This window comes from Niabella agricola (genome assembly GCF_021538615.1).
Taxonomy (GTDB): Bacteria; Bacteroidota; Bacteroidia; order Chitinophagales; family Chitinophagaceae; genus Niabella; species Niabella agricola.
Genome location: NZ_JAJHIZ010000003.1, coordinates 1,185,923 through 1,207,647, shown reverse-complemented (window position 1 = coordinate 1,207,647; position 21,725 = coordinate 1,185,923). Strand labels below are relative to the sequence as shown.

Here is a 21,725-nt window from a genome sequence, read left to right as displayed (position 1 = left end):
CCTGTCTGCACGTACCGCTTTATGGTTAATTTTATTATTATTTGGTCAGCTTCAGTACTACTATTATGCTTTACTTGCGTCGCACTCTTGTACTTTGGGTATCCTTGCTCGGTTTTTTTTCCAGGGCGCAGGAAAATACGGACAACCGCTATGCGGAGCCGTTGGATCAGGTATTAAAGAAGATAGAAACACGCTATGGCGTTGCCATCCGTTACCCGGATGCATTGGTAAAAGGAAAGATATTGAACTATGCCCGCTGGCGTTTTCGCCAGGATGTGGAGGAAACGCTCAATAATGTGCTGGCACCTTTTGATCTGAAGGCAAAAAAAGACGGCGATAAGAAATATAAGATCAGCGATTATGAATACTATCGCTGGTCGGTGGAAGACGGCTGGGCCGAGCTGGATCGTATCGCGGCGCAGTATAAAAATATACCGGAATGGGAATCGCGGAAAAAGGAACTAAAACAATGCATCCTTGAAAAATTACGGCTGGCGAAATTACCTGCCCGGCCTGTCAGCAAACCCATTATCACCCCGTTAAGAAAATACAATGGCTATACGGTAGCGAACATCGCGCTGGAAATATTGCCGGGTGTGTGGATTAACGGATCGTTGTATAAGCCGGAAACATATAAAGGAAAGATCCCGGTGATCCTGAATCCCGATGGCCATTGGCCGCAACAGCGGTACCGTGCTGATTGTCAGTTGCGCTGTGCGGCGCTTGCCAAAATGGGCGCGATGGCTTTTAGTTATGATCTCTTTGCCTGGGGAGAATCCTTACTACAGTTTAAAACGGAAGATCATCGCCGCAGTCTGGCCATGACCATACAGGCACTGGGGGCCATCCGCATCCTGGATTATATGCTGGCGTTAAAAGACGCCGATACCAGCCGGGTGGGCATTACGGGCGGCTCCGGCGGCGGAAGTCATACGGTATTGATGACGGCGATTGATGATCGTATCAAAGTATCAGCTCCCGTGGTTTCGCTCTCTTCTTATTTTTATGGCGGCTGCCCTTGCGAAAGTGGGATGGATATTCACAGTTGCGCCCGTGGCACGGATAATGTGGAGATCGCTGCCATGGCTGCTCCGCGTCCGCAATTGGTCGTAAGTGATGGGGGCGACTGGACGGATAAAATGCCGGAGCATGATTTTCCCTACCTGCAGAAAATGTACAGCTGGTATGGGAAAAAAGCCGATGTACAGAATGTACACCTGCCCGCCGAAAAGCACGACTTCGGTATCAACAAAAGAATGGCGGTATACCGTTTTATGGCACAATACCTGGGGCTGAATATTAAAGCCATCGAAAATAAACAAGGGCAGATTGATGAATCAGAGATAACGATCGAAGAAGAAAAGAAAATGTATGTCTTTGGTGATCATGGTGAGCGATTGCCGGCGCATGCGGTAAAAGGATTTGACAATCTATCAACCATTTTTGACGCTGCGGTGAAATAGTGTATAGTTGATGGCTCATAGCCGCTATAACGGATTATCGTCACCTCGACCGAAGTGGAGAGGTCTTTGCGGATACCTCCTTATATGTATGATTTTGATGCTTACTTGTTGAGATGGATTTTGTAAAGGTTTCTCGGCTGCGCTCGAAACGGCGATGATTTTGTCTCGAGGGATGTTCGAGACGTCCACGTCTCGAGCAAATATTAAACTTACTAAACATGAAAAAAATACTCTTATATCTTCTCATCCTTGCACTACCGCTTGCCGGCATGGCCCAAAAATCGCAACGCTATAAAATCGCATTGATCGACCTGATGCTGTTAAAACGCCAAAAGCTCAGTGCGCTGCCATTAGCGAAGGGACTCAATGCCGATGGAATAGAAATTGATATGGGCGGACTGGGTAACCGCACCACCTTCGATAATAAGTTGGCCGTGGATTCCATAAGAGCGCAGTATCTCCAAAAAGCAAAAGAGCTGAATCTGGAGATCCCTTCGCTGGCTATGACAGGGTATTATGCACAATCCTATTGTGGTAGGGAACACTATAAAGAATCGATCGCCGATTGTATTGCCACGATGAAACAGATGAATGTTAACATGGCTTTTCTGCCCCTCGGTATACAATGCGATCTGAAAACAAATCCGGAAAAACGGCCCGCCGTCGTAGCCCGTTTAAAGGAAGCAGGCAAAATGGCGCAGGATGCTGGTGTGGTCATTGCTATTGAAACGGCATTGCCGGCAAAAGAAGAGATAGCGTTGTTAAAAGAGATCGCTTCTCCAGCCATTAAGATCTATTTTAATTTCTCTAATCCGCTGAAAGAAGGCCGGGATCTGTATAAGGAACTCCGGATACTCGGGGCAAAGAATATTGCCATGATCCATTGCACCAATAAAGACAGCGTGTGGTTACAGAACGATCCGCAACTGGACCTGTATACGATAAAGAAGACCCTGGACAAAATGAAATGGAGCGGATGGTTGGTCGTAGAACGTTCCCGCGACGCACAACGCCCCCGGGATGTAAAGTATAATTATGGCGCCAATGTGGCTTACCTGAAAAAAATCTTTCAATAACAGGCCAGCAAAGTATTGGTCCCTGTCTCCCATGTCTCCCCGTCACCCCAACCACAAAGCAGGCAACAATAATGAAATTAAGCCCCTGCTGCAACCAAAGATCCCACTCCAATAAACCATTTTTACCAATTATAAAACAATTTATTCAGGAAAGGCTGCTACCGGATGGCACAGGACAGGGATTTGGATTTTATTTGCTAATCTTGCTGTTTTTGATAAACGGTTTTCTTTGCGAACAGAATTATGAGCACAAATTTACTGCAGTATAATCCTCAATATCCTTCCGTGGCGGATCTGAAAAGAAAGGCCAAAAGACGGCTTCCGAAATTTGCCTTCGATTATCTCGAAGGGGGATGTAACGACGAACTGAATGTATGGCGGAATGAAGAGGATTTTAAGCATATTTTCCTGATGCCTCAGTACCTGAAAAAGCACAGGGGGGTGGATATGCGGACGGAATTATTCGGTCATGTTTATGATGCGCCCTTCGGAATTGCCCCGGTTGGTTTGCAGGGTCTCATGTGGCCCAATGCCCCGGAGATCCTGGCCAAAGCCGCATTAAAGCATAATATCCCTTATATTTTAAGTACGGTATCCACCAGCAGCATTGAGCGTATTGCCGAAGTTACCGAAAGCAAATTCTGGTTCCAGTTATACCATCCCACGGAAAATGAATTGCGGGATGATCTCCTGCGCCGGCTGGAAGCCGTGAGCTGTCCCGTCCTGGTGGTGCTCATTGATGTGCCCTCTTTTGGGTTGCGCTATCGCGAAATAAAAGCCGGACTTTCCATGCCTCCTAAAAATACGATCGGCAATTTTGTGCAGGCCGCCCTGCATCCGGTCTGGGGATTGGAGACGCTACGCGTGGGAATTCCTTCCTTTGCTACATTGAAGCCCTATATGAAAAAGGGTATGGACATGAAACAGCTGGGCAAGTTTATGAATGCTACATTTACGGGAAGAGTGGATGCGGATAAGGTTGCGGCCATAAGGGATAAGTGGAAGGGCAAACTGGTAGTGAAAGGTGTGGTAAGTGAGCAGGATGCCGAGTTGTGCGCAAAGATTGGGGCGGACGGCATTATTGTTTCCAACCATGGTGGTCGCCAGATCGATGCGGGGGAATCAACCATTCGTCCGTTAAAAGGACTGGCTGAAAAGTATAAAGACAAATACAAGGTGATGATCGACAGCGGGCTTCGCTCGGGTCCGGATATAGGCCGGTCGCTGGCCTGCGGTGCTGATTTTACCTTTATGGGCCGGCCCTTTATGTATGGAGTGGGAGCCCTGGGCAAAGCGGGGGGGGACCATACCATCGCGATGCTCAAAGCCCAATTGAAACAAGTGATGGAGCAGCTTTGCTGTGAGACCATCCACGATTTTCCACAAGCATTGATACAGTAAGGTTGATTTTTGGAGCAACTCGTTAACGATAGATAGATCATGCAATGTATTGACGCCAAGCGATAATGAGTTCATGGAACTCCGGAGCAGATCCGGAGTTTTTTTTGCAACGGTTGGTTTGCAGGAAATGAAAGTGCCGTCTGTATGAAAGACGATCGGTATGTTCTTCCATCGATATCGGAGCTGGATTGCAACCGGAGGCTCGAATTAGTATAAATTCGTGGACTTTTTTTTCGATAAAAAATAACGTAATAGTGCTGTTCAAATTGCTGCTGAAACGGGTGTGCCCGGCCTGAAATCGTTAAAAAGCAGCAAAATTAACACAAAGCCGTTATTTTTGTAAGGCATTGCAAAAACGATTTTGTTATTTAAAAATAGTATTATTGCTCATGAAGAAGATTGCACGCTACGCCTTTTTGTTATTGGCCGGAGGCTTTTCGCTCCTCTTACATGCTCAGAAGAATGATCCTGTAGAATTGGTGAATCCGCTGATGGGTACCCAGTCCAAACCCAGTCTTTCGAATGGGAATACCTATCCTGCAGTGGGCGTGCCCTGGGGGATGAACCTCTGGAGCGCGCAGACCGGCAAAATGGGTGATGGTTGGATGTATACGTATGACGCCGATAAGATCCGCGGCTTCAAACAAACGCACCAGCCCTCACCATGGATGAACGACTATGGCCAGATCTCCATTATGCCAGTTACTGGGAGAATGGTTTTTGAACAAGATGCACGTGCCAGCTGGTTCTCACACAAAGCGGAGGTTTCGAAGCCTTATTATTACAATGTGTATCTGGCGGATCATAATGTAACAACCGAGCTCACACCTACCGAGCGGACGGCACAATTCCGGTTCACATTCCCAAAGAGCGATAGTTCTTTTGTAGTGATCGACGCATTTGATAAGGGGTCTTACATTAAGATCATCCCTGCAGAAAAAAAGATCATCGGATATTCTACCAAACATGCCCGCGGACCATTGCCGGATTTTAAGAACTACTTTGTGATCTATTTCGACAAGCCATTTGCCAATGCGCATACCTGGGAGGGTAATAAGCTCAATGAATCGGCATTGGAGCTTACGTCTGATCACAGCGGTGCTATCGTGGGATTCAAGACGGTTAAAGGTGAAAAAGTACATATGAAGATCGGCACTTCCTTCATCAGTTTTGAACAGGCCGAGTTAAACGTGAAACGCGAGCTGGCCAACGATGACTTTGAACAAACGATGGCTAAGGCCAAGAAGGCCTGGAACGACCGCCTGGGGCGGATTGAGATAGAGGGTGCATCCATCGACCAGCAGCGGACCTTCTATTCGGCGATGTATCGTACCCTGTTCTTTCCGCATAAAATGTATGAGCTGGATGCTTCCAACCAGGTGGTACACTACAGTCCACATAACGGGAAAATCCTTCCCGGCTACCGTTTTTCTGGTACCGGTTTCTGGGATACCTTTCGCGCATTGTATCCCTTCCTGAATTTCCTGTACCCGTCCATTAATAAGGAAATGCAGGCCGGGCTCGTAAACGATTACAAAGAAGGCGGCTGGTTGCCGGAGTGGAGCAGCCCGGGTTATTCGGATGTAATGGTGGGCAATAACTCTGCATCGGTAGTATCGGATGCCTATTTAAAAGGACTTAGAGGGTACGATATCAATACACTGTACGAAGCATTATTGCACGGTGCCAACAACGAGGGGCCAAGGGCTACTGGCCGCCGGGGCGTAACCTATTATAATGAGCTGGGTTATGTGCCCTATGATGTAAAGATCAATGAGAATGCAGCGCGTACCCTGGAGTATGCTTATGACGACTTCACCATTTATCAATTGGGCAAGGCCCTGGGTCGGCCAAAGGCGGAATTGGCCCTGTATAAGAAGCGCTCTCAGAACTATAAAAATCTTTTTGACCCGGAGCACAACCTGATGAGAGGCAAGAATAAAGACGGTAAATTTCAAAGTCCGTTTAACCCTTATAAATGGGGGGATGCGTTCACAGAAGGCAATAGCTGGCATTACTCCTGGAGTGTATTTCACGATATTCAGGGTTTGATCGATCTGATGGGCGGGAAATCTAATTTTGTAAAACAGCTGGATAATGTGTTCAGTCTGCCCCCGGTTTTTGACGACAGTTATTATGGCGGCGTGATCCATGAGATACGCGAAATGCAGATCGCTAATATGGGCCAGTATGCACACGGCAACCAGCCCATACAGCATATGATCTATTTGTATAATTATGCCGGTGCACCCTGGAAGGCTCAATACTGGGTGCGTGAAACAATAAACCGGATGTATAAACCAACGCCGGATGGCTATTGTGGCGATGAAGATAACGGGCAAACAAGTGCCTGGTATGTATTTTCAGCGCTGGGCTTTTACCCTGTAACGCCAGGCGTGGATCAGTATGTGGTGGGCGCACCGTTATTTAAGAAGGCTACCGTACATCTGGAGAACGGTAAAAAGATCGTCATCAACGCCCCGGCCAACAGCGATCAGAACCGGTATGTGCAGTCTGCTTCTTTTAACGGACAAACCTATACTAAAAACTGGTTGAGCTTTAGTACGCTGCAAAAGGGAGCCGTTATCAACTTTACCATGAGTGCACAGCCCAATAAAACCCGCGGAGCGGCAGATTCAGATGTACCGTATTCTATGAGCCGCGACGATAAATAGTGATATTTTAATGTTATAACAGGATCCGGCTTTCCCAGGAGAGCCGGATTTTTTTGCTGTATGATGCAGGCCGGATCCTACCTGCGTATTGCCGCAACAACTTGATGTCGCAAATTGCGACATCAAGTTGTCGAACTCTTTTGCCGGAGCGTAAACATAAAATCCTTTGGAAAACGGTTCCGTTACGTTTTACCTGTTCATTTAAGCGTCTGGTTTCCACGTTGTACATTTCAGCAAGATCCTGGTCCTGTATTACTTTTTGGCCACGGATGACATAGATCCGGTTCAAAATTTTTTGTTCGGCCACCAGAAGTTACAACTCTTGTTTTGCCATCGGTGCTGTTTTTAGGTTTGTTAATGATTGACTTCCGTCTTGGCGCTGCTGTATTAGCAGTCAATCTCTATAAAGTTAACAAAAAAAGATAAAAGGATGAAGTGTCGATTCTAGAGACAACCGCTTCCAGGTATCGTAATCGTATAGTAAAATCTTCCATTAGCTTAGTGAATCCTAACATTTCCCGGCAGAGCGATTCGATCTATTTTCGAGTTGTTGGCAAAAGGGAGTATTGCGCCCGGTAGCCATTAAATGCTGTCATATGGCTGTAAAGATATATTTCGAAGATTTTGTACCGGGGGAAAAGCGAATCACTACCGGAAGAACCATTACTGAGACCGATATTGTATTGCATGCGGGGCAAACCGGTGACTTTTATCCCCATCACATGGACGCAGAATGGTGTAAAACACAGCCTTTTCAACAACGGATCGCACATGGTACGCTGATCTTTAGTGTAGCAGTAGGATCAACGGCCGGGATCATCAATGAAGTGGCCATGACCTATGGTTACGAACGGTTGCGGTTCATCGCTCCGGTTTTTATCAATGATACTATAAGAACTACGGTGACAATAAAGGAAAAAAAAGAGCATAAAAAGCCGGGATACGGCATCGTTTCAGAATTGCTGGAAGTACACAATCAACACGGACAGCTGGTGCTGGTTTGCGAACATCTATTACTGGTTGAAAAAAAAGAGCAGCATGGATAAGGTGGTACTAAAGGGCATTACCTGGGATCACAGCAGGGGTATTGTACCGCTACAGGCTGCGGCGCAGCGGTTTAATGAACTGCACCCCAATGTGCAGGTGCTTTGGGAAAAACGGAGCCTGCAGGCCTTTGCAGATTACTCCATTGAAAAGCTAACGGAGACCTATGATCTGTTGATCATTGATCATCCATGGGTGGGTAGTGCTTCCGTGACCAATTGCGTATTGCCGCTCGATGAATATCTGCCGGAAACATTTTTAAATGAACTTAAGGAGCATTCGGTTGGTGCTTCTCATAACAGTTATGCTTATGATGGCAAACAATGGGCCCTGGCCATTGATGCAGCTACGCCTGTTGCAAGCATGCGTGCAGATCTGTTGAATCAGGAACAGATACCTGTGCCGCAAACATGGGAGGAAGTGATGTCGATAGCAGAAAGAGGAAAGGCTGCAGCACCAGCTATCCCGATTGACCTGCTGATGAATTTTTATACCTTCTGCCGGGCAGATGGAGGCAGCCTGTTCCGGGATGGGGAAGTGATTGATGCTGTAACAGGTGCTACTGCATTAGCTACAATGAAAGAATTTTACAGTTTGTTGAATCCCCACTTTTTTTCAATGAATCCCATAGCCGTAGCGGAGGCAATGAGCAATTCGGATGATTACTGGTATTGTCCCTTTGCTTATGGGTATTCCAATTATTCGAGAAGGCATTATAGCAAGGAACTGCTGACATATACGAATGTCGTTTCATTTAATGGACAGCCCCTGCAGACGACCCTGGGCGGTACCGGTATTGCGGTATCAGCGCATGGCCGCTATCAATCGGTAGCAGTGGATTTCGCGCAGTTCGTTTGTGCGCCGGGGTGGCAGGGAACGGAATATATTTTGACCGGCGGACAGCCGGGATATGATTTTGGATATGAAGATGCTATGAATAATCAGGTAAGCAATGGGTTTTTCAAAAATACACGCAGAACCCTGGAACAGGCATATGTGCGCCCGCGTTATCATGGCTACCTGCATTTTCAGGATGCTGGAGGCTTTTATATCCAAGAGTATTTGAAAGGAAACAACCGGTCGCCGCAAATGGTGCTTGCTAAATTGAATATGCTTTATGAAGAAAGTTTAAAATCGGAATTGACCCTATGAGGCAACTACCATTAAACGGATTAATTGTGCTGGAATTCAGCCAGTATTTGTCGGGTCCTTCTGCTGGTCTGCGCCTGGCGGATCTGGGAGCGCGCGTTATCAAAATAGAACGGCCGCAGGGAGGTGATCCTTGCCGGAAGCTGGCGGTAAAGAATTTATGGGTAGATGGAGATGCGCTGAACTTCCATGCGATTAATCGCAATAAAGAAAGCTTTACAGCCGATCTGAAAAATAAGGAAGACCTGGAATTGGTAAAAAAGCTGATTGTGAAGGCAGATGTGATCACGCATAATTTCCGGCCGGGGGTGATGGAAAAGATTGGCCTTGCTTATAAAGATGCAAAGGCGATTAACGAAAAGGTCATTTACGCAGAGATCAGTGGCTTTGGCCGTAAAGGCCCCTGGGCCCAAAAGCCGGGTCAGGATCTGTTGGTTCAGTCATTATCGGGGCTCGCTTATACTACCGGGAACAGTGAAGGACCTCCGGTTCCTTTTGGGTTGTCGGCCGTAGACGCGATCAGCGGCATCCACCTGGTACAGGCCGTGCTCGGGGCGTTGATCCGCAGACAACGGGAAGGAAAAGGCGCATATATCGAGCTCAGCCTGATCGAGTCGGCGATTGGTATGCAATTTGAATTGTTTACAACCTTCTTTCATAGTAAAAACGGCATTCGCCGCAGCCGGGTTAACAATGGAAATCCCCTACTGGGAGCACCTTATGGAATCTACAAAACAGCGGACCACTTTATTTCACTGGCGATGATGGATCTGAAAGACCTTGCGGCGGCATTGGAATGGGAAGAGTTGAACGCCTTTGAGCAGCGGGATGTTTTTCAAAAGCGCGATGAAATAAAAATGCAGATCGCAAAAAAATTAAAAACGAATACCACGCAGTTTTGGCTGGAGCGCCTGCGGAAGCACGGACTTTGGGCCACTACAGTGTACAACTGGAAGGATCTTACACAAGCAGAAGGATACCAGGGGCTGAAAATGGAACAGGCGTTGGTGGCAGGTGATAAACCGATCCGGACGACCAGATGTCCGGTTACACTGAACGGGGAAAAATTGGTTTCATCAAAGGCAGCGCCAGCGCTGGGGGCTCACCGGGATGCGATCATTAAACAATTAATTGAAGAGTAGATGAGCTTTCTAAACGAAATCTTGGTGGTTGACTTCAGCCAATTCCTTTCCGGGCCATCGGCTTCCCTAACACTTGCCGATCTGGGCGCCCGGGTGATCAAGATCGAGCGCCCGGTTACCGGTGATATCTGTCGCGAACTGTATGTGTCGGATGTGGTCATCGACGGGGAGTCTTCAATATTTCAGGCGATCAACCGGAGTAAAGAAAGTTATACGGCCGATCTTAAAAATGGGGTGGATCTTCTTAAAATAAGAAAGTTGCTAAAGTACGCGGATGTGGTAATCCACAATTTCCGGCCGGGCGTGATGGAGCGGCTGGGCCTGGATTACGAGTCTGTAAAACAGCTGAATCCATCCGTAGTGTATGGCAGCATCAGTGGTTTTGGTACAGAAGGCCCCTGGAAGGGCCTGCCGGGGCAGGATCTTTTGTTGCAATCGACAACCGGCATTGCTATGTTGAACGGTACTGCCCACGAAAACCCCACCCCCCTGGGTGTTTCCATTGTCGATATTTTATCAGGGGCGCACCTGGCCCAGGGAATCTTATCCTTGCTATATCAAACAATGATATCGGGGGAAGGTGGCAAAGTAGAGGTGAGCATGCTGGAAAGCGCACTCGATTTTCAGTTTGAATTACTGACCTGTTATTATAACGATGGCGGCGAACTGCCACAGCGCAGCGAGGTGAACGGCGGACATCCTTATGTAGGCGCGCCCTATGGCATTTATAAAACAGCCGATTCATGGCTGGCGCTGGCGATGACGGATATTGTACGGCTGGGACAGTTAACAGATTGCTATGCGCTGTTAGCCTATACGAATAGCAATGAATGGTTTACCCAACGCGACGCGATCAAACAGGTATTGGCTGCACATCTGCAACAGCGCGCTACAAAGGAATGGCTGGCAGTACTGGAGCCGGCGGATATCTGGTGTTCGGAAGTACTGGACTATGCTGCGCTTAGAAATCATCCGGCATATAAGGAACTGGAAATGGAAATGACCGTAAAAAACAGCAACGGTACGGTAATTACTACCACGCGCTGCCCGTTCAGGGTAGATGGACAGCTGCTTATCAGTAAAACCGGGGCTCCGTTGCTTGGAGAGCACACCATGGCCATCGATAAAGAATTTGGATTAAATCAATTGCAGAAAGAAGGCGCTGTAGTATCTTAGTTGATTTTAAACAAAGCAATTAAAAAAATAAACGACAGCAGAATGATCATTGATACACATATACATATCTGGGATACTAATAAATCATCGTACGGCTGGTTATCCGGCGCACCGGAGCTGTTAAAGCGAACGTATACGATTGATGAGCTGGATGCGGCAAGAAAAACAGCAGGCATAGATGCGGGGGTTTTTGTACAGGCTGATGTGCAGATGGAAGATTCATTGCATATGCTGGAAGTAGCCCGGAACTCGGAATGGATCAAAGGCGTTGTAAGCTGGCTGCCATTGGCAGATACAGGATGGACGGCGAAATTGTTAGAAGAAAAATTACTGAAGGATGAATATTTTGTCGGCGTTCGGCACCTTATTCATGATGAAAAGGACCCGCAATGGTTATTACAACCTGCAGTAATAGAAAGCCTGAAAATACTGGCAGCTCATAACATTCCGTATGATGTGGTGGGGGTGCTGCCAGAACATATTGAAACCATTTTAAAAGTTACGGAACTGGTCCCGGATTTGCAAATGGTTTTCGATCACCTGAATGCACCGCCCATCAGTAGCGGTGCGCATTACGGGCGTTGGGGGGAATTGATGCAGGAAGTAGCAAAAAATAAAAATGTATACGCAAAGATCTCCGGTTTGGGAACAGTAGCGGGAGCACAGAAGTTTACCGCGGAAGAACTAAAGCCCTACATTGGCTTTGTACTGGAACATTTCGGTGCAGATCATTGTTTTTGCGGTGGAGACTGGCCGGTATCCTTGCTGGCAAAGGATTATGTGTATACCTGGGAAGTTTATAAAACGGTACTGTCGTCTTTGCTTTCAGGCGAAGCATTGGCGTCTGTGTACGCTGGCAATGCGATCGGTTTTTATGGTTTGAAGCTGTAACGCATAAGTCAATTGTTGCCTCCTATGGACCCGGCGTCGGGGCATAAACGAATTAATAACAGATGCAATTATTCAACGGTATATTTTTTCACGGAGTAGGTGCTTCATCTGCGGCACTGTGTTATACGCCGGAAAAAAAAGTAAGGGGCTGGTCCTGGCAAACTTATTGGCTGGCGCAGGCTGCTGTTTGCTGGCTGCTCCTGCCGGTGGTGGTAGCCTTGATCACCGTGCCGTCCCTGGGCCAGGTTTTAAAAGAAGCACCGCGGGCTGCTATGATCCAGTCTTTTTTGCTGGGCATGGCCTATGGTGTGGGTGGAACGGCATTTGGTATGGCCATTCGTTACATCGGTTTTTCACTGACCTACGCGGTTTCTGTTGGGTTGTCCTGCGTGCTGGGCACATTGATTCCTCCGATAATGGATGGTTCGATCAGTACGGTAATAAACAGCAGCGGCGGCAACTGGATCCTTACCGGGGTTTTTCTCGGAGCGGTTGGTATCGCGTTTTGTGGGGTTGCCGGGCGGATGAAGGAAAAAGCGCTCAGCGGCGCACAGGGATATTCTTTTAAAAAGGGATTGCCGTTATGCATAGTAGCAGGCATCCTCTCTGCTTTTTACGGGTTTGCCATCAATGCCGGCAAACCGATTTCAGATCTTGCTGCTGCCCATGGCGCGGGGAATTTTCAGGTAAATGCGGTATATATCTTTTCCAATTCGGGCGCATTTTTAACCACTCTGTTTTATACGTTGAACCTGCATCGGAAGCATCGCACATTTGGAGAATATAAACAGGTTGTTGTGAGTGGTGCCCTGATCACGAATTATTTAATGGCGGCGCTCACCGGGTTCTTCTGGTATGGACAGTTTTTCTTTTACGGCCTGGGCCATGTGAATCTGGGGAAATATGAGTTCTCCAGTTGGGCCATACACATGATCCTGCTGGTGCTGTTCAGTACGGTGGTGGGCATGGTATTCAAAGAGTGGAAATTTACCAATGCCCGTACCCGGCAGGTACTGATAAGTGCGCTATTGATCTTATTACTTTCGGTGATCTTGTTAACCTACGGTAATTATATTGGAGGATCCTGATATGAATGAACGTGCCGTCGACATATGTATGATTGGGGCTGGTGGCATTGTAAATGATGCGCATTTGCCGGCCTACCGTATTGCAGGGTTTAACGTAAAGGGGATCGTCGATCGTAATCATCAGAAAGCGGTTGTTCTTGCCGGAAAGTTCAATATCCCAAAGGTATACGATTCACTGGATGCAATGGTGGCCGACCAGGACGAACACGTTATTTACGACTGTGCCTTGCCGGCTTCAGAAATAGTGGGTGTATTACAGGAGCTGCCGGATGCGGCAACCGTGCTGATTCAGAAGCCGATGGGTGAACGTATTGAAGATGCCAGGATCATACGGGATACTGCACACGCAAAAAATATGCGGGCGGGGGTAAACTTTCAGCTCCGGTTTGCGCCCTCAGTTCTGGAGGCAAAAAAAATGATCCATAATGGACAGATTGGAACCCTTACAGATATAGAAATCTATGTGAATGTATATACACCCTGGGATCGCTGGTCCTTCCTGTTTGGTAAGCCACGCATGGAGATCAATTACCACAGCATTCATTATATCGATTTGATGCGCTCCTTTCTGGGCAATCCTTCCAGTATATACGCAAAAACATTCAGGCACCCGGATGCATTGCAACTGGCTTCTGTTAAGAGCTCTATGATCATGGATTACGGTGATCTTATAAGAGCGACCATTCATACCAATCACCACCATGATTTTGGGTACCAGCACCAGAAATCCTATATAAAAATAGAGGGCACCAAGGGTGCCATAAAAATGAGCCTGGGCGCACTGATCAATTATCCACACGGCATACCGGATACATTTGAGTATATAACGATCATTCCGGGCACAGTGCCGGAATGGAAATCGAAAAAAATAGAAGGCTCCTGGTTTCCCCACGCATTCATCGGTACCATGGAGCAGATGATGTTGGCAAAAAAGGGAATGATTGAACAGCCGGAGCATCATATTGAAGATGCATATGATACGATGCGATGTGTGGAAGCGGCCTACATCAGCAGTGAGCAGGGCGGAGTGTCGTTGTCATCGATACGATGAACGCATTACTCATGTCGTGGCCAATGAATGATGTGGCTTCCGGCCAACCCCAACACAGAACAGATTATTTTACTATTGACTATAGAATTCTTGAAGGATGAGAGGAGGAGTAACGATTTTTTTACTGGCGCTTGCCATAAAACTGTATGCTTTACCGGGGAAGGGATCTGTAACCATCGGTGTTCCGTCAGCCGCAACAGAACGGGTAAAGTATGGAGCGGACCAATTGAAAAATACGCTTATTGCTGCAGGTTATACGGTTCATGTTAATCCCGCATCAATGAAACAGGCAAATGGCACCTATATCGGCTTGCACAGCGACGCTGGCGGGAAAAAGGAAAGCTTTTCAATTGAAGCAAGGGGAGTAGAGATTACCATAACCGGAGCAGATGCTACTGGAATCTTGTATGGCTGTTTGGCGCTGGCAGATAAGGTTAAAGAAAGTGGCGAACTGCCAAAAGCGTTATCCTTTTCAGATGCACCGGAAATGGTGCTACGCGGCGCATGTATCGGTATCCAGAAACCCTATTATCTGCCGGGGCACAATGTGTACGAATACCCGTATACACCCCAAACCTTTCCCTGGTTATATGATAAAAAACTTTGGATCCAGGTGCTGGACTCGATGGTTTATAACCGGATGAATTCCTTATATCTCTGGAACGGGCATCCCTTTGCGTCCCTTGTAAAACTAAAAGATTACCCTTATGCCGTTGAAGTAGATGAGGCTACCTTTAAAAAAAATGAAGAAATGTACCGCTTCCTGACCACTGAAGCAGATAAGCGGGGAATCTGGGTAATACAGATGTTTTATAATATCATCGTGTCAAAGCCTTTTGCAGAAAAGAATCACCTGAAAACGCAGGAACGTGAGCGGCCCATCATTCCCGTTATTGCCGACTATACCCGTAAGTCGATCGCTGCTTTTGTAGAAAAATATCCCAATGTCGGGCTGATGGTCTGCCTGGGCGAAGCCATGGAAGGAATAGGCAATGACGATATAGAGTGGTTTACAAAAACCATTATTCCAGGGGTGCGGGATGGCATGAAGACCCTGGGCATTACAGAAGAACCGCCGATCGTATTGCGGGCACATGATACCGATGCCCCTGCTGTGATGAAGGCAGCGCTGCCCTTATACAAAAATTTATACACGGAGGCAAAGTTTAATGGGGAGGCATTAACCGTGCCGAGGCCCAGGGGTACATGGGCGCAGCTTCACCAAACGCTGAGTCAGTTGGGAAGCATGCATATTGCCAATGTGCATATCCTGGCTAACCTGGAGCCTTTCCGGTACGGGTCACCGGATTTTATTCAGCAAAGCGTACTAGGAATGAATGAGGTGCTGGGGGCACATGGGTTACACCTGTATCCCGAATCTTCTTATTGGGACTGGCCGTATAGTGCGGACAGTATCCGGGGAGGAGAACGACTGTTACAGATTGAACGCGACTGGATCTGGTATAAGGCCTGGAGCCGCTATGCCTGGCGGTCAAAACGTAACCGGCAGGAAGAAATCGGTTTCTGGAGTGAGCGGATGGGAGATCAGTTTGGCATTGGCAAGGAAAAAGGTGCTGCCGTCTTACAGGCCTATGAAGCAATGGGTGAGATTGCGCCGAAATTGTTACGCCGCTTTGGCATCACGGATGGTAACCGGCAAACACTGACGCTGGGCATGCTGATGACGCAGCTCATCAACCCCTATCGCTACGGGTTGTTTACCCTGTTGTATGATGGAGAGAGCCCGGAAGGCGAAATGCTGATCGACTATGCCGATAAGGAATGGAAGGGGAACGCTCATCACGGAGAAACCCCGGTGCAGATCGCACGTGAGGTGCGGGCGCATGGCGATGCAGCCGTTGCAGCTTTGAAAACGATCGGGAATGTGTCAAAAAATAAGGAAGAATTTGCGCGCATTGAAAACGATGCGGCCTGCTACAGGGCGCTGGCTTATCATTATGCAGCAAAGACTGAAGCCGCTTTGTTGGTATTACGATACAAATATTCGGATGATATAAAAGATCTGGAAAAGGCATTGCCACTGTTAAAGGAAAGCGTGGACTGGTATAAAAAACTGGTGTCACTAACGGAGGGAACATATCTCTATGCCAACAGTATGCAGACCCAACAGCGGAAGATCCCGATCCGGGGCGTAGATGGCACTTTTAAAACATGGAAGGAAGTACTGGTCCCGTTTGAAAAAGAGCTCACGGTGTTTCAACACAAACTGGATTCCCTAAAAAGTAATCCGAAGGTTAATGCGGTTAAGACAAGGCCCTACATAGCAGCCAAAATCATGAACAAAGACAAACCGGTGGCCCGGTTTTTTGTTGACAGCCTTGCACAACCTTTTTCAGACACCACCTTATCCATCCGGTCATTGGCACCTGAACTGAAAGGATTGAAAGGGTTGAAGCTTTCTTATAAAGCACAATTACAGCAAGGAACGTTCTATACATTTAGTAATACCCGGCCTGTAAAAGTGCTCGTAGGCTTTTTTCAACCGCAAAAATCAGCTTTTGCGAAGGATACATTTTTCCTGAAAGCACCAGAGCTGGAAACCAATGCGCTGGCCAATGATTATGGTCAGGCAGAAACCAGGATCGCCAATGCGTTGGTGATCCCCGGTATGCCGCAATTAAATGTACACATGTACGAATTTAAACCGGGTATCAATACGCTTAAGCTCGAAAAAGGAGTAGCCATTGTGCTTGGATTTATAGAGGGTAGCCAACCGGTAAAGGTTTATGATGCCGGTTTGTATGAGAGTGGCAATAAAAAGCAGGTAGACTGGTTGTTTGAGTAACAATATGGTACGGTTTGAAGCCTCGGACAGGGAGCTTCACAAACCGAAGAGATGGCAGATGCTGGCGATGATTCTTTCGCGGTTGATTCCTTAACTAAATAATGAATAGATATTATGAAGGTTTTTTTTGCAGTTGCAGCTTTTTTTGCCTTTTTTTCCGGAGGTGCCCGGCAATACTATGATGTTACTAAATTCGGCGCCAAAAAAGACAGCAGTGCGAAAGCAACAGCTGCTATTGTGAAAGCCATCAAAGCCGCATCGGCGGGGGGAGGCGGCACAGTTTATTTTCCGGCTGGAAAATACCTCACCGGCCCTATTCATTTGCAAAGTAATATTACCATCCTGATCGATGCCGGTGCAGAACTGCATTTCAGCGATAATTTTGATGATTATCTGCCCATGGTAGAAAGTCGTTACGAGGGTGTGGATGTGACGAGTTTTTCACCGTTGTTTTATGCAAACAGAGCCGAAAATATTACGATCACAGGGAGGGGCACGATCTACGGGCACGGTAAGAAATGGTGGGATTTTGTAGAGGGGTATAAAGAAGGGCAGGCACGTTCCAAATGGCAACTGGAATTTGACCGTCTGAATAAGGATATCTTATTGCCGGATGATCCACGGCAAATGAAACGTGGATTTCTACGTCCGCCTTTTATCCAGTTCCTGCACAGCAAAAATATTCTTATCCAGGGGATCACCATCAGAAATTCACCATTCTGGACCATCAACCCGCAGTTTTGCGATAATGTGACCGTACACGCGGTTACTATTATTAACCCTGGTCAGAACGCTCCCAATACAGACGGTATAAACCCCGAAAGTTGCAGCAATGTGCATATCAGCGATTGCCATATTAGCGTGGGTGATGACTGCATTACCATCAAATCGGGAAAAGATGCCCCGGGACGGGCAAAGGCCCGCTCGGCAGAAAACTACACCATTACCAATTGCACCATGCTTAGCGGGCATGGCGGTGTGGTGATCGGCAGTGAGATGAGCGGGGGCATTAAAAAGATTGTGATCAGTAATTGTGTATTTGACGGCACCGACCGGGGCATCCGTATTAAAACAACCCGCGGGAGAGGTGGCGTGGTGGAGGATATAAGGGTGAGCAATATTGTGATGAAGGATATAAAGCAACAGGCTATTGTGCTGGATATGGAATATGCAAAGGCGCCGGAAGAACCGGTATCGGAGCGAACGCCCCGTTTCCGGAACATCCGCCTCAGCAATATTACGGCGTATACCAGGGAAGCCATGTATGTGAACGGACTGAAAGAAATGCCCGTTTCGGAGATTAGCCTGAATGACGCGGTCTTTGAAGCGGAACGAGGTATTACGCTTAAAAATGCGATAGATGTTTCACTTAATAATGTACGGGTGAACACGCAAACAGGCCCGGCATTAAAAGTGGATGCTGCAGAACGGCTGTCGATCCTTAATTTTGAAGCCGCGAAGCTTCCGGCGGATGTGCCCCTGTTGCGTTTGAATGATGTAAAAGGGGCGCGCATCCAGGATTGCTGGCCATTTAGTAGCGAACAAAAATTTGCAGAGATCTCGGGGAGCGCTTCTGATCATATCATGTTTGAAGACAACGTGGTAACAGATGCGCAGATCAGGGTGGGGAGCGAGGTAAGAAAAGAAGCGGTAAAGCTGGACTAGTGTTTTCCGGAGGGGCAAGGTTTCCCGCAGATAGTGCAGATGGTTCCGCAGATGAGCGCGGAGTAGGCAGCGAGGGGATGCATTATACTGTATTCATCCGTGAACAAGATCAGCGGATCTCAGCGGGTAACTTTCCCGCAGATGGATCTGCAGATGAGTGCAAAGAGGATTCATTTATACTGCGTAATCAACGAATGAGATCAGCGGGCAAAAACATCTCCCGCAGATTTTACCCCGATCATTTATAGAAAATCTGAAAATGAAAAAATATAAGTATCTGTTTTTACTGGCGGCGGTTCTTTTGGAAGGGGCGGCCACACATTCACAGGAGTTGAAGCTTTGGTACAATCGGCCAGCAACGGAATGGGTGGAAGCATTACCCATCGGTAATGGTCGCCTGGGGGCCATGGTTTTTGGCGGTATAGCAGATGACCGGCTCCAGTTTAATGAAGAAACATTATGGTCGGGTGGGCCACGGGATTATAACCGCAAAGGGGCTTACCAATACCTCGATTCCATACGCGGGCTGTTGTTTGCCGGTAAACAAAAAGAAGCAGAGGACCTGGCCGGGCGTGAATTCCTGGGATTGAAATCCGCCGAAGGCGACCGCGAAGCCTGGTCCAGAAAAATGAAGGATATTCTGAAACAAAAGAACAATCCTTCCATAGCAACTTATAACGACCGCAGCTGGAAAACGATTCATGTGCCCAATTATGACGGTTGGGAAAAAGAAGGGCTTGGAGAACTGGATGGTGCCGTATGGTTCCGCACCAGCTTTGAACTGCCTGCAGATTGGAAGGGCAAATCGTTGGAACTGGACCTGAACAAGATTTCTGAAGAGGACATCAGTTTTGTAAACGGGATAAAAGTGGGCGCGCAAAACAATAGTGAAGCGCGTATATACAAAGTACCGGAGGCTGCATTGAAACCCGGTAAAAACAGCATTGCGATCCTTGTGCTGAATGTGGCAGGCAAGGGTGGAATCCTGGGATTTAAAGATGCGGGAAAACCGATCGGCATTTATCCTGCAGGCAAACCGGATGCAAAACTCCCGCTGAACGGGCAGTGGAAATATTGGATTCAATCCGACAAAGTACCACCTGTAGGTGAATACCAGGCCCGATATCAGCCCTTCGGCGATGTCCATTTTCATTTTGACGTGGATGCTGCCTCGGTTACGGAGTACCGGCGTACGCTTAACCTGGAAGATGCTACCTTAACCACTTCTTATAAAACGAATGACATAACATTTAAGCGTATCTATATCGCCAGCGTACCCGACCAGATAATAGCGGTTAACTTTACAGCCGACAAGGCCGGCGCCATCCATTTTGAAACCCTGCTTTCCAGTCCGCACCGGAATTTTATCCTTACAAAAATAGATCCGCATACGGTGGCACTTCATGTACAGGTAAAAGACGGCGCTTTGTTTGGCGACAGCTATGTGCGGATAACCACGAGGAACGGAACGGTTACGGTAAACGACAACCGCCTGGTGGTAAATGGCGCCGATGAAGCAACGGTATGGATCGCGGCCGCCACCAATTACCGCAGTTACAAAGATGTGTCGGGACAACCGGCTGTGCTTTGCAAAGCAACATTACAGAAGATCGGACAAAAATCATTTGCTGCGGTATTGAATGACCATGTAAAAGAATACCGGCAATATTTCAATACACTTTCGGTTAATTTCTCGAACCCGGCCCTGCCCACGGTAAATGCAAAATTACCCACGGATCAGCGCCTGGCCCAATTTGCTCGTACCGGAGATCCGGAGTTCGTAGCGCTGTACCTGCAATACGGGCGTTACCTGCTTATCAGCAGCTCAAGACCGGGAACCTATCCGGCGAATTTACAAGGCATTTGGAACGACCTGTTGTCACCTCCCTGGGGAAGTAAGTACACTACGAATATCAATGCAGAGATGAACTACTGGCCGGCGGAATTGTTGGGACTTTCGCCTTTGCACAGTGCGTTTTTTAAGATGACACAGGAAGTAGCTGCATCGGGCCGGGAAACGGCCGGCGAATATTATAAGGCTCCAGGCTGGGTGTTGCATCATAACACGGATCTTTGGCGGGGAACCGCACCTATCAACGCATCTGATCATGGTATCTGGGTTACGGGTGGCGCCTGGTTTTGCGAGCACCTCTGGGAGCGGTACCTGTTTACAAAAGACGAACGCTTTCTGAGAGATACCGCTTATCCGATGATGAAGGATGCCGCTTTATTCTTTAACAGCTTCCTCATCAAAGACCCGCTGACCGGTTACCTGATCAGTACGCCTTCCAATTCACCAGAGCAGGGTGGGTTGGTAGCAGGGCCAACCATGGATCATCAGATCATCCGGGCCTTGTTTAAGAATACGATTGAAGCATCAAAGGTCCTAAACAGGGATGCCGCATTCAGAAAAGAACTGGAGGATAAATACAAGCGGATTGCACCCAATAAAATCGGGCGTTATGGCCAGTTACAGGAGTGGATGCAGGACGTGGATGATACTGCGAATAAGCACCGCCATGTGTCCCATCTCTGGGGCGTATACCCCGGTAACGAGATCAATTGGGAAACAACCCCGGAGCTGATGAAGGCGGCCCGCCAGTCGCTGATCTACCGCGGCGATGCAGCCACCGGCTGGAGCCTGGGCTGGAAGATCAATCTTTGGGCGCGTTTCAAGGATGGCAATCATACCTACAAACTCATTCAGATGTTGCTGAGCCCTGCGGGAAGAGGTGCAGGAAGCTACCCTAATCTATTTGATGCGCACCCACCCTTCCAGATCGACGGGAATTTTGGCGGCGCGGCCGGTATCGGTGAAATGCTGGTGCAATCGCATACCGCATTTGTTGATATCCTGCCGGCACTGCCGGAGGCATTGCCTGCTGGTCGGATCAACGGCATTCATGCCCGCGGAGGCTTGGTACTGGATCTGAAATGGGAAAACAAACAGCTTACAGCGCTTACTATAAGGGCGATTGCAGATGGCAAGGTTACCTTACGTTACAATGGCACCGTACTGCCTTTGGCATTTAAAAAAGGAAGCAGTTATAAAGTGGCTTCTGGTTTTAAAAGCATTGACGCATTATAACAGTCTGTTT

At 47.8% G+C, this 21,725-nt stretch carries 15 protein-coding genes; 14 read left to right on the top strand and 1 reads right to left on the bottom strand.

Going from position 1 to position 21,725, the window contains the following annotated elements; genetic code table 11:
* The first annotated feature begins 65 nt into the window (after window positions 1–65).
* From LL912_RS10480 to LL912_RS10465, 4 genes are all read left to right on the top strand, one after another.
* Window positions 66–1,463, top strand: coding sequence for an alpha/beta hydrolase family protein (locus LL912_RS10480; protein ID WP_235553526.1), 1,398 nt, complete (start codon window positions 66–68; stop codon window positions 1,461–1,463).
* A 218-nt stretch (window positions 1,464–1,681) separates the two neighbouring features.
* Entirely contained in the window at window positions 1,682–2,539 is an 858-nt protein-coding gene (locus LL912_RS10475; protein WP_235553525.1) for a sugar phosphate isomerase/epimerase family protein, read from the top strand.
* A gap of 243 nt (window positions 2,540–2,782) precedes the next feature.
* Window positions 2,783–3,940 carry an alpha-hydroxy acid oxidase gene (locus LL912_RS10470; RefSeq protein ID WP_235553524.1) on the top strand — a complete coding sequence of 386 codons (1,158 nt, stop codon included), beginning with the start codon at window positions 2,783–2,785 and terminating at the stop codon, window positions 3,938–3,940.
* A 389-nt stretch (window positions 3,941–4,329) separates the two neighbouring features.
* Window positions 4,330–6,615 carry a GH92 family glycosyl hydrolase gene (locus LL912_RS10465; RefSeq protein ID WP_235553523.1) on the top strand — a complete coding sequence of 762 codons (2,286 nt, stop codon included), beginning with the start codon at window positions 4,330–4,332 and terminating at the stop codon, window positions 6,613–6,615.
* A 13-nt stretch (window positions 6,616–6,628) separates the two neighbouring features.
* Here the strand turns inward: LL912_RS10465 and LL912_RS10460 are convergent, their stop codons facing one another.
* The gene (locus LL912_RS10460; protein WP_235556520.1) at window positions 6,629–6,844 is read right to left on the bottom strand and encodes an ORF6N domain-containing protein; all 216 of its coding nucleotides are present in this window, start codon (window positions 6,842–6,844) and stop codon (window positions 6,629–6,631) included.
* A 367-nt stretch (window positions 6,845–7,211) separates the two neighbouring features.
* On the opposite strand from LL912_RS10460, the gene LL912_RS10455 reads away from it, so the two are divergent.
* The 10 genes from LL912_RS10455 (at window position 7,212) to LL912_RS10410 (ending at window position 21,715) form a co-directional block, all read left to right on the top strand.
* On the top strand, window positions 7,212–7,661 hold the full coding sequence (locus tag LL912_RS10455) for a MaoC family dehydratase (RefSeq protein ID WP_235553522.1): 450 nt from the start codon (window positions 7,212–7,214) through the stop codon (window positions 7,659–7,661).
* Window positions 7,654–8,811, top strand: coding sequence for an ABC transporter substrate-binding protein (locus LL912_RS10450; RefSeq protein WP_235553521.1), 1,158 nt, complete (start codon window positions 7,654–7,656; stop codon window positions 8,809–8,811). Before LL912_RS10455 ends, LL912_RS10450 begins: the two co-directional genes overlap by 8 nt.
* Window positions 8,808–9,950 carry a CaiB/BaiF CoA transferase family protein gene (locus tag LL912_RS10445; RefSeq protein WP_235553520.1) on the top strand — a complete coding sequence of 381 codons (1,143 nt, stop codon included), beginning with the start codon at window positions 8,808–8,810 and terminating at the stop codon, window positions 9,948–9,950. Before LL912_RS10450 ends, LL912_RS10445 begins: the two co-directional genes overlap by 4 nt.
* The gene (locus LL912_RS10440) at window positions 9,951–11,126 is read left to right on the top strand and encodes a CaiB/BaiF CoA transferase family protein (RefSeq protein WP_235553519.1); all 1,176 of its coding nucleotides are present in this window, start codon (window positions 9,951–9,953) and stop codon (window positions 11,124–11,126) included. It abuts the gene before it with no gap.
* A 42-nt stretch (window positions 11,127–11,168) separates the two neighbouring features.
* On the top strand, window positions 11,169–12,017 hold the full coding sequence (locus LL912_RS10435; RefSeq protein WP_235553518.1) for an amidohydrolase family protein: 849 nt from the start codon (window positions 11,169–11,171) through the stop codon (window positions 12,015–12,017).
* A 62-nt stretch (window positions 12,018–12,079) separates the two neighbouring features.
* Window positions 12,080–13,105, top strand: coding sequence for an L-rhamnose/proton symporter RhaT (locus LL912_RS10430; RefSeq protein ID WP_235553517.1), 1,026 nt, complete (start codon window positions 12,080–12,082; stop codon window positions 13,103–13,105).
* Between the two features lies 1 nt (window position 13,106).
* On the top strand, window positions 13,107–14,156 hold the full coding sequence (locus tag LL912_RS10425) for a Gfo/Idh/MocA family protein (RefSeq protein ID WP_235553516.1): 1,050 nt from the start codon (window positions 13,107–13,109) through the stop codon (window positions 14,154–14,156).
* Between the two features lie 97 nt (window positions 14,157–14,253).
* On the top strand, window positions 14,254–16,962 hold the full coding sequence (locus LL912_RS10420) for an alpha-d-galacturonidase (protein ID WP_235553515.1): 2,709 nt from the start codon (window positions 14,254–14,256) through the stop codon (window positions 16,960–16,962).
* 114 nt (window positions 16,963–17,076) lie between these two features.
* Window positions 17,077–18,627, top strand: a complete 1,551-nt coding sequence (locus tag LL912_RS10415) for a glycoside hydrolase family 28 protein (protein ID WP_235553514.1) — start codon at window positions 17,077–17,079, stop codon at window positions 18,625–18,627.
* Between the two features lie 259 nt (window positions 18,628–18,886).
* Window positions 18,887–21,715, top strand: coding sequence for a glycoside hydrolase family 95 protein (locus LL912_RS10410; RefSeq protein ID WP_235553513.1), 2,829 nt, complete (start codon window positions 18,887–18,889; stop codon window positions 21,713–21,715).
* The last annotated feature ends 10 nt before the right edge of the window (window positions 21,716–21,725 follow it).

Bases quoted from the DNA above. Each gene is read 5' to 3' on its own strand.
- LL912_RS10480 (WP_235553526.1), top strand. From the start codon at position 66: ATGCTTTACTTGCGTCGCACTCTTGTACTTTGGGTATCCTTGCTCGGT.
- LL912_RS10475 (WP_235553525.1), top strand. From the start codon at position 1,682: ATGAAAAAAATACTCTTATATCTTCTCATCCTTGCACTACCGCTTGCC.
- LL912_RS10470 (WP_235553524.1), top strand. From the start codon at position 2,783: ATGAGCACAAATTTACTGCAGTATAATCCTCAATATCCTTCCGTGGCG.
- LL912_RS10465 (WP_235553523.1), top strand. From the start codon at position 4,330: ATGAAGAAGATTGCACGCTACGCCTTTTTGTTATTGGCCGGAGGCTTT.
- LL912_RS10460 (WP_235556520.1), bottom strand. From the start codon at position 6,844: ATGTACAACGTGGAAACCAGACGCTTAAATGAACAGGTAAAACGTAAC.
- LL912_RS10455 (WP_235553522.1), top strand. From the start codon at position 7,212: ATGGCTGTAAAGATATATTTCGAAGATTTTGTACCGGGGGAAAAGCGA.
- LL912_RS10450 (WP_235553521.1), top strand. From the start codon at position 7,654: ATGGATAAGGTGGTACTAAAGGGCATTACCTGGGATCACAGCAGGGGT.
- LL912_RS10445 (WP_235553520.1), top strand. From the start codon at position 8,808: ATGAGGCAACTACCATTAAACGGATTAATTGTGCTGGAATTCAGCCAG.
- LL912_RS10440 (WP_235553519.1), top strand. From the start codon at position 9,951: ATGAGCTTTCTAAACGAAATCTTGGTGGTTGACTTCAGCCAATTCCTT.
- LL912_RS10435 (WP_235553518.1), top strand. From the start codon at position 11,169: ATGATCATTGATACACATATACATATCTGGGATACTAATAAATCATCG.
- LL912_RS10430 (WP_235553517.1), top strand. From the start codon at position 12,080: ATGCAATTATTCAACGGTATATTTTTTCACGGAGTAGGTGCTTCATCT.
- LL912_RS10425 (WP_235553516.1), top strand. From the start codon at position 13,107: ATGAATGAACGTGCCGTCGACATATGTATGATTGGGGCTGGTGGCATT.
- LL912_RS10420 (WP_235553515.1), top strand. From the start codon at position 14,254: ATGAGAGGAGGAGTAACGATTTTTTTACTGGCGCTTGCCATAAAACTG.
- LL912_RS10415 (WP_235553514.1), top strand. From the start codon at position 17,077: ATGAAGGTTTTTTTTGCAGTTGCAGCTTTTTTTGCCTTTTTTTCCGGA.
- LL912_RS10410 (WP_235553513.1), top strand. From the start codon at position 18,887: ATGAAAAAATATAAGTATCTGTTTTTACTGGCGGCGGTTCTTTTGGAA.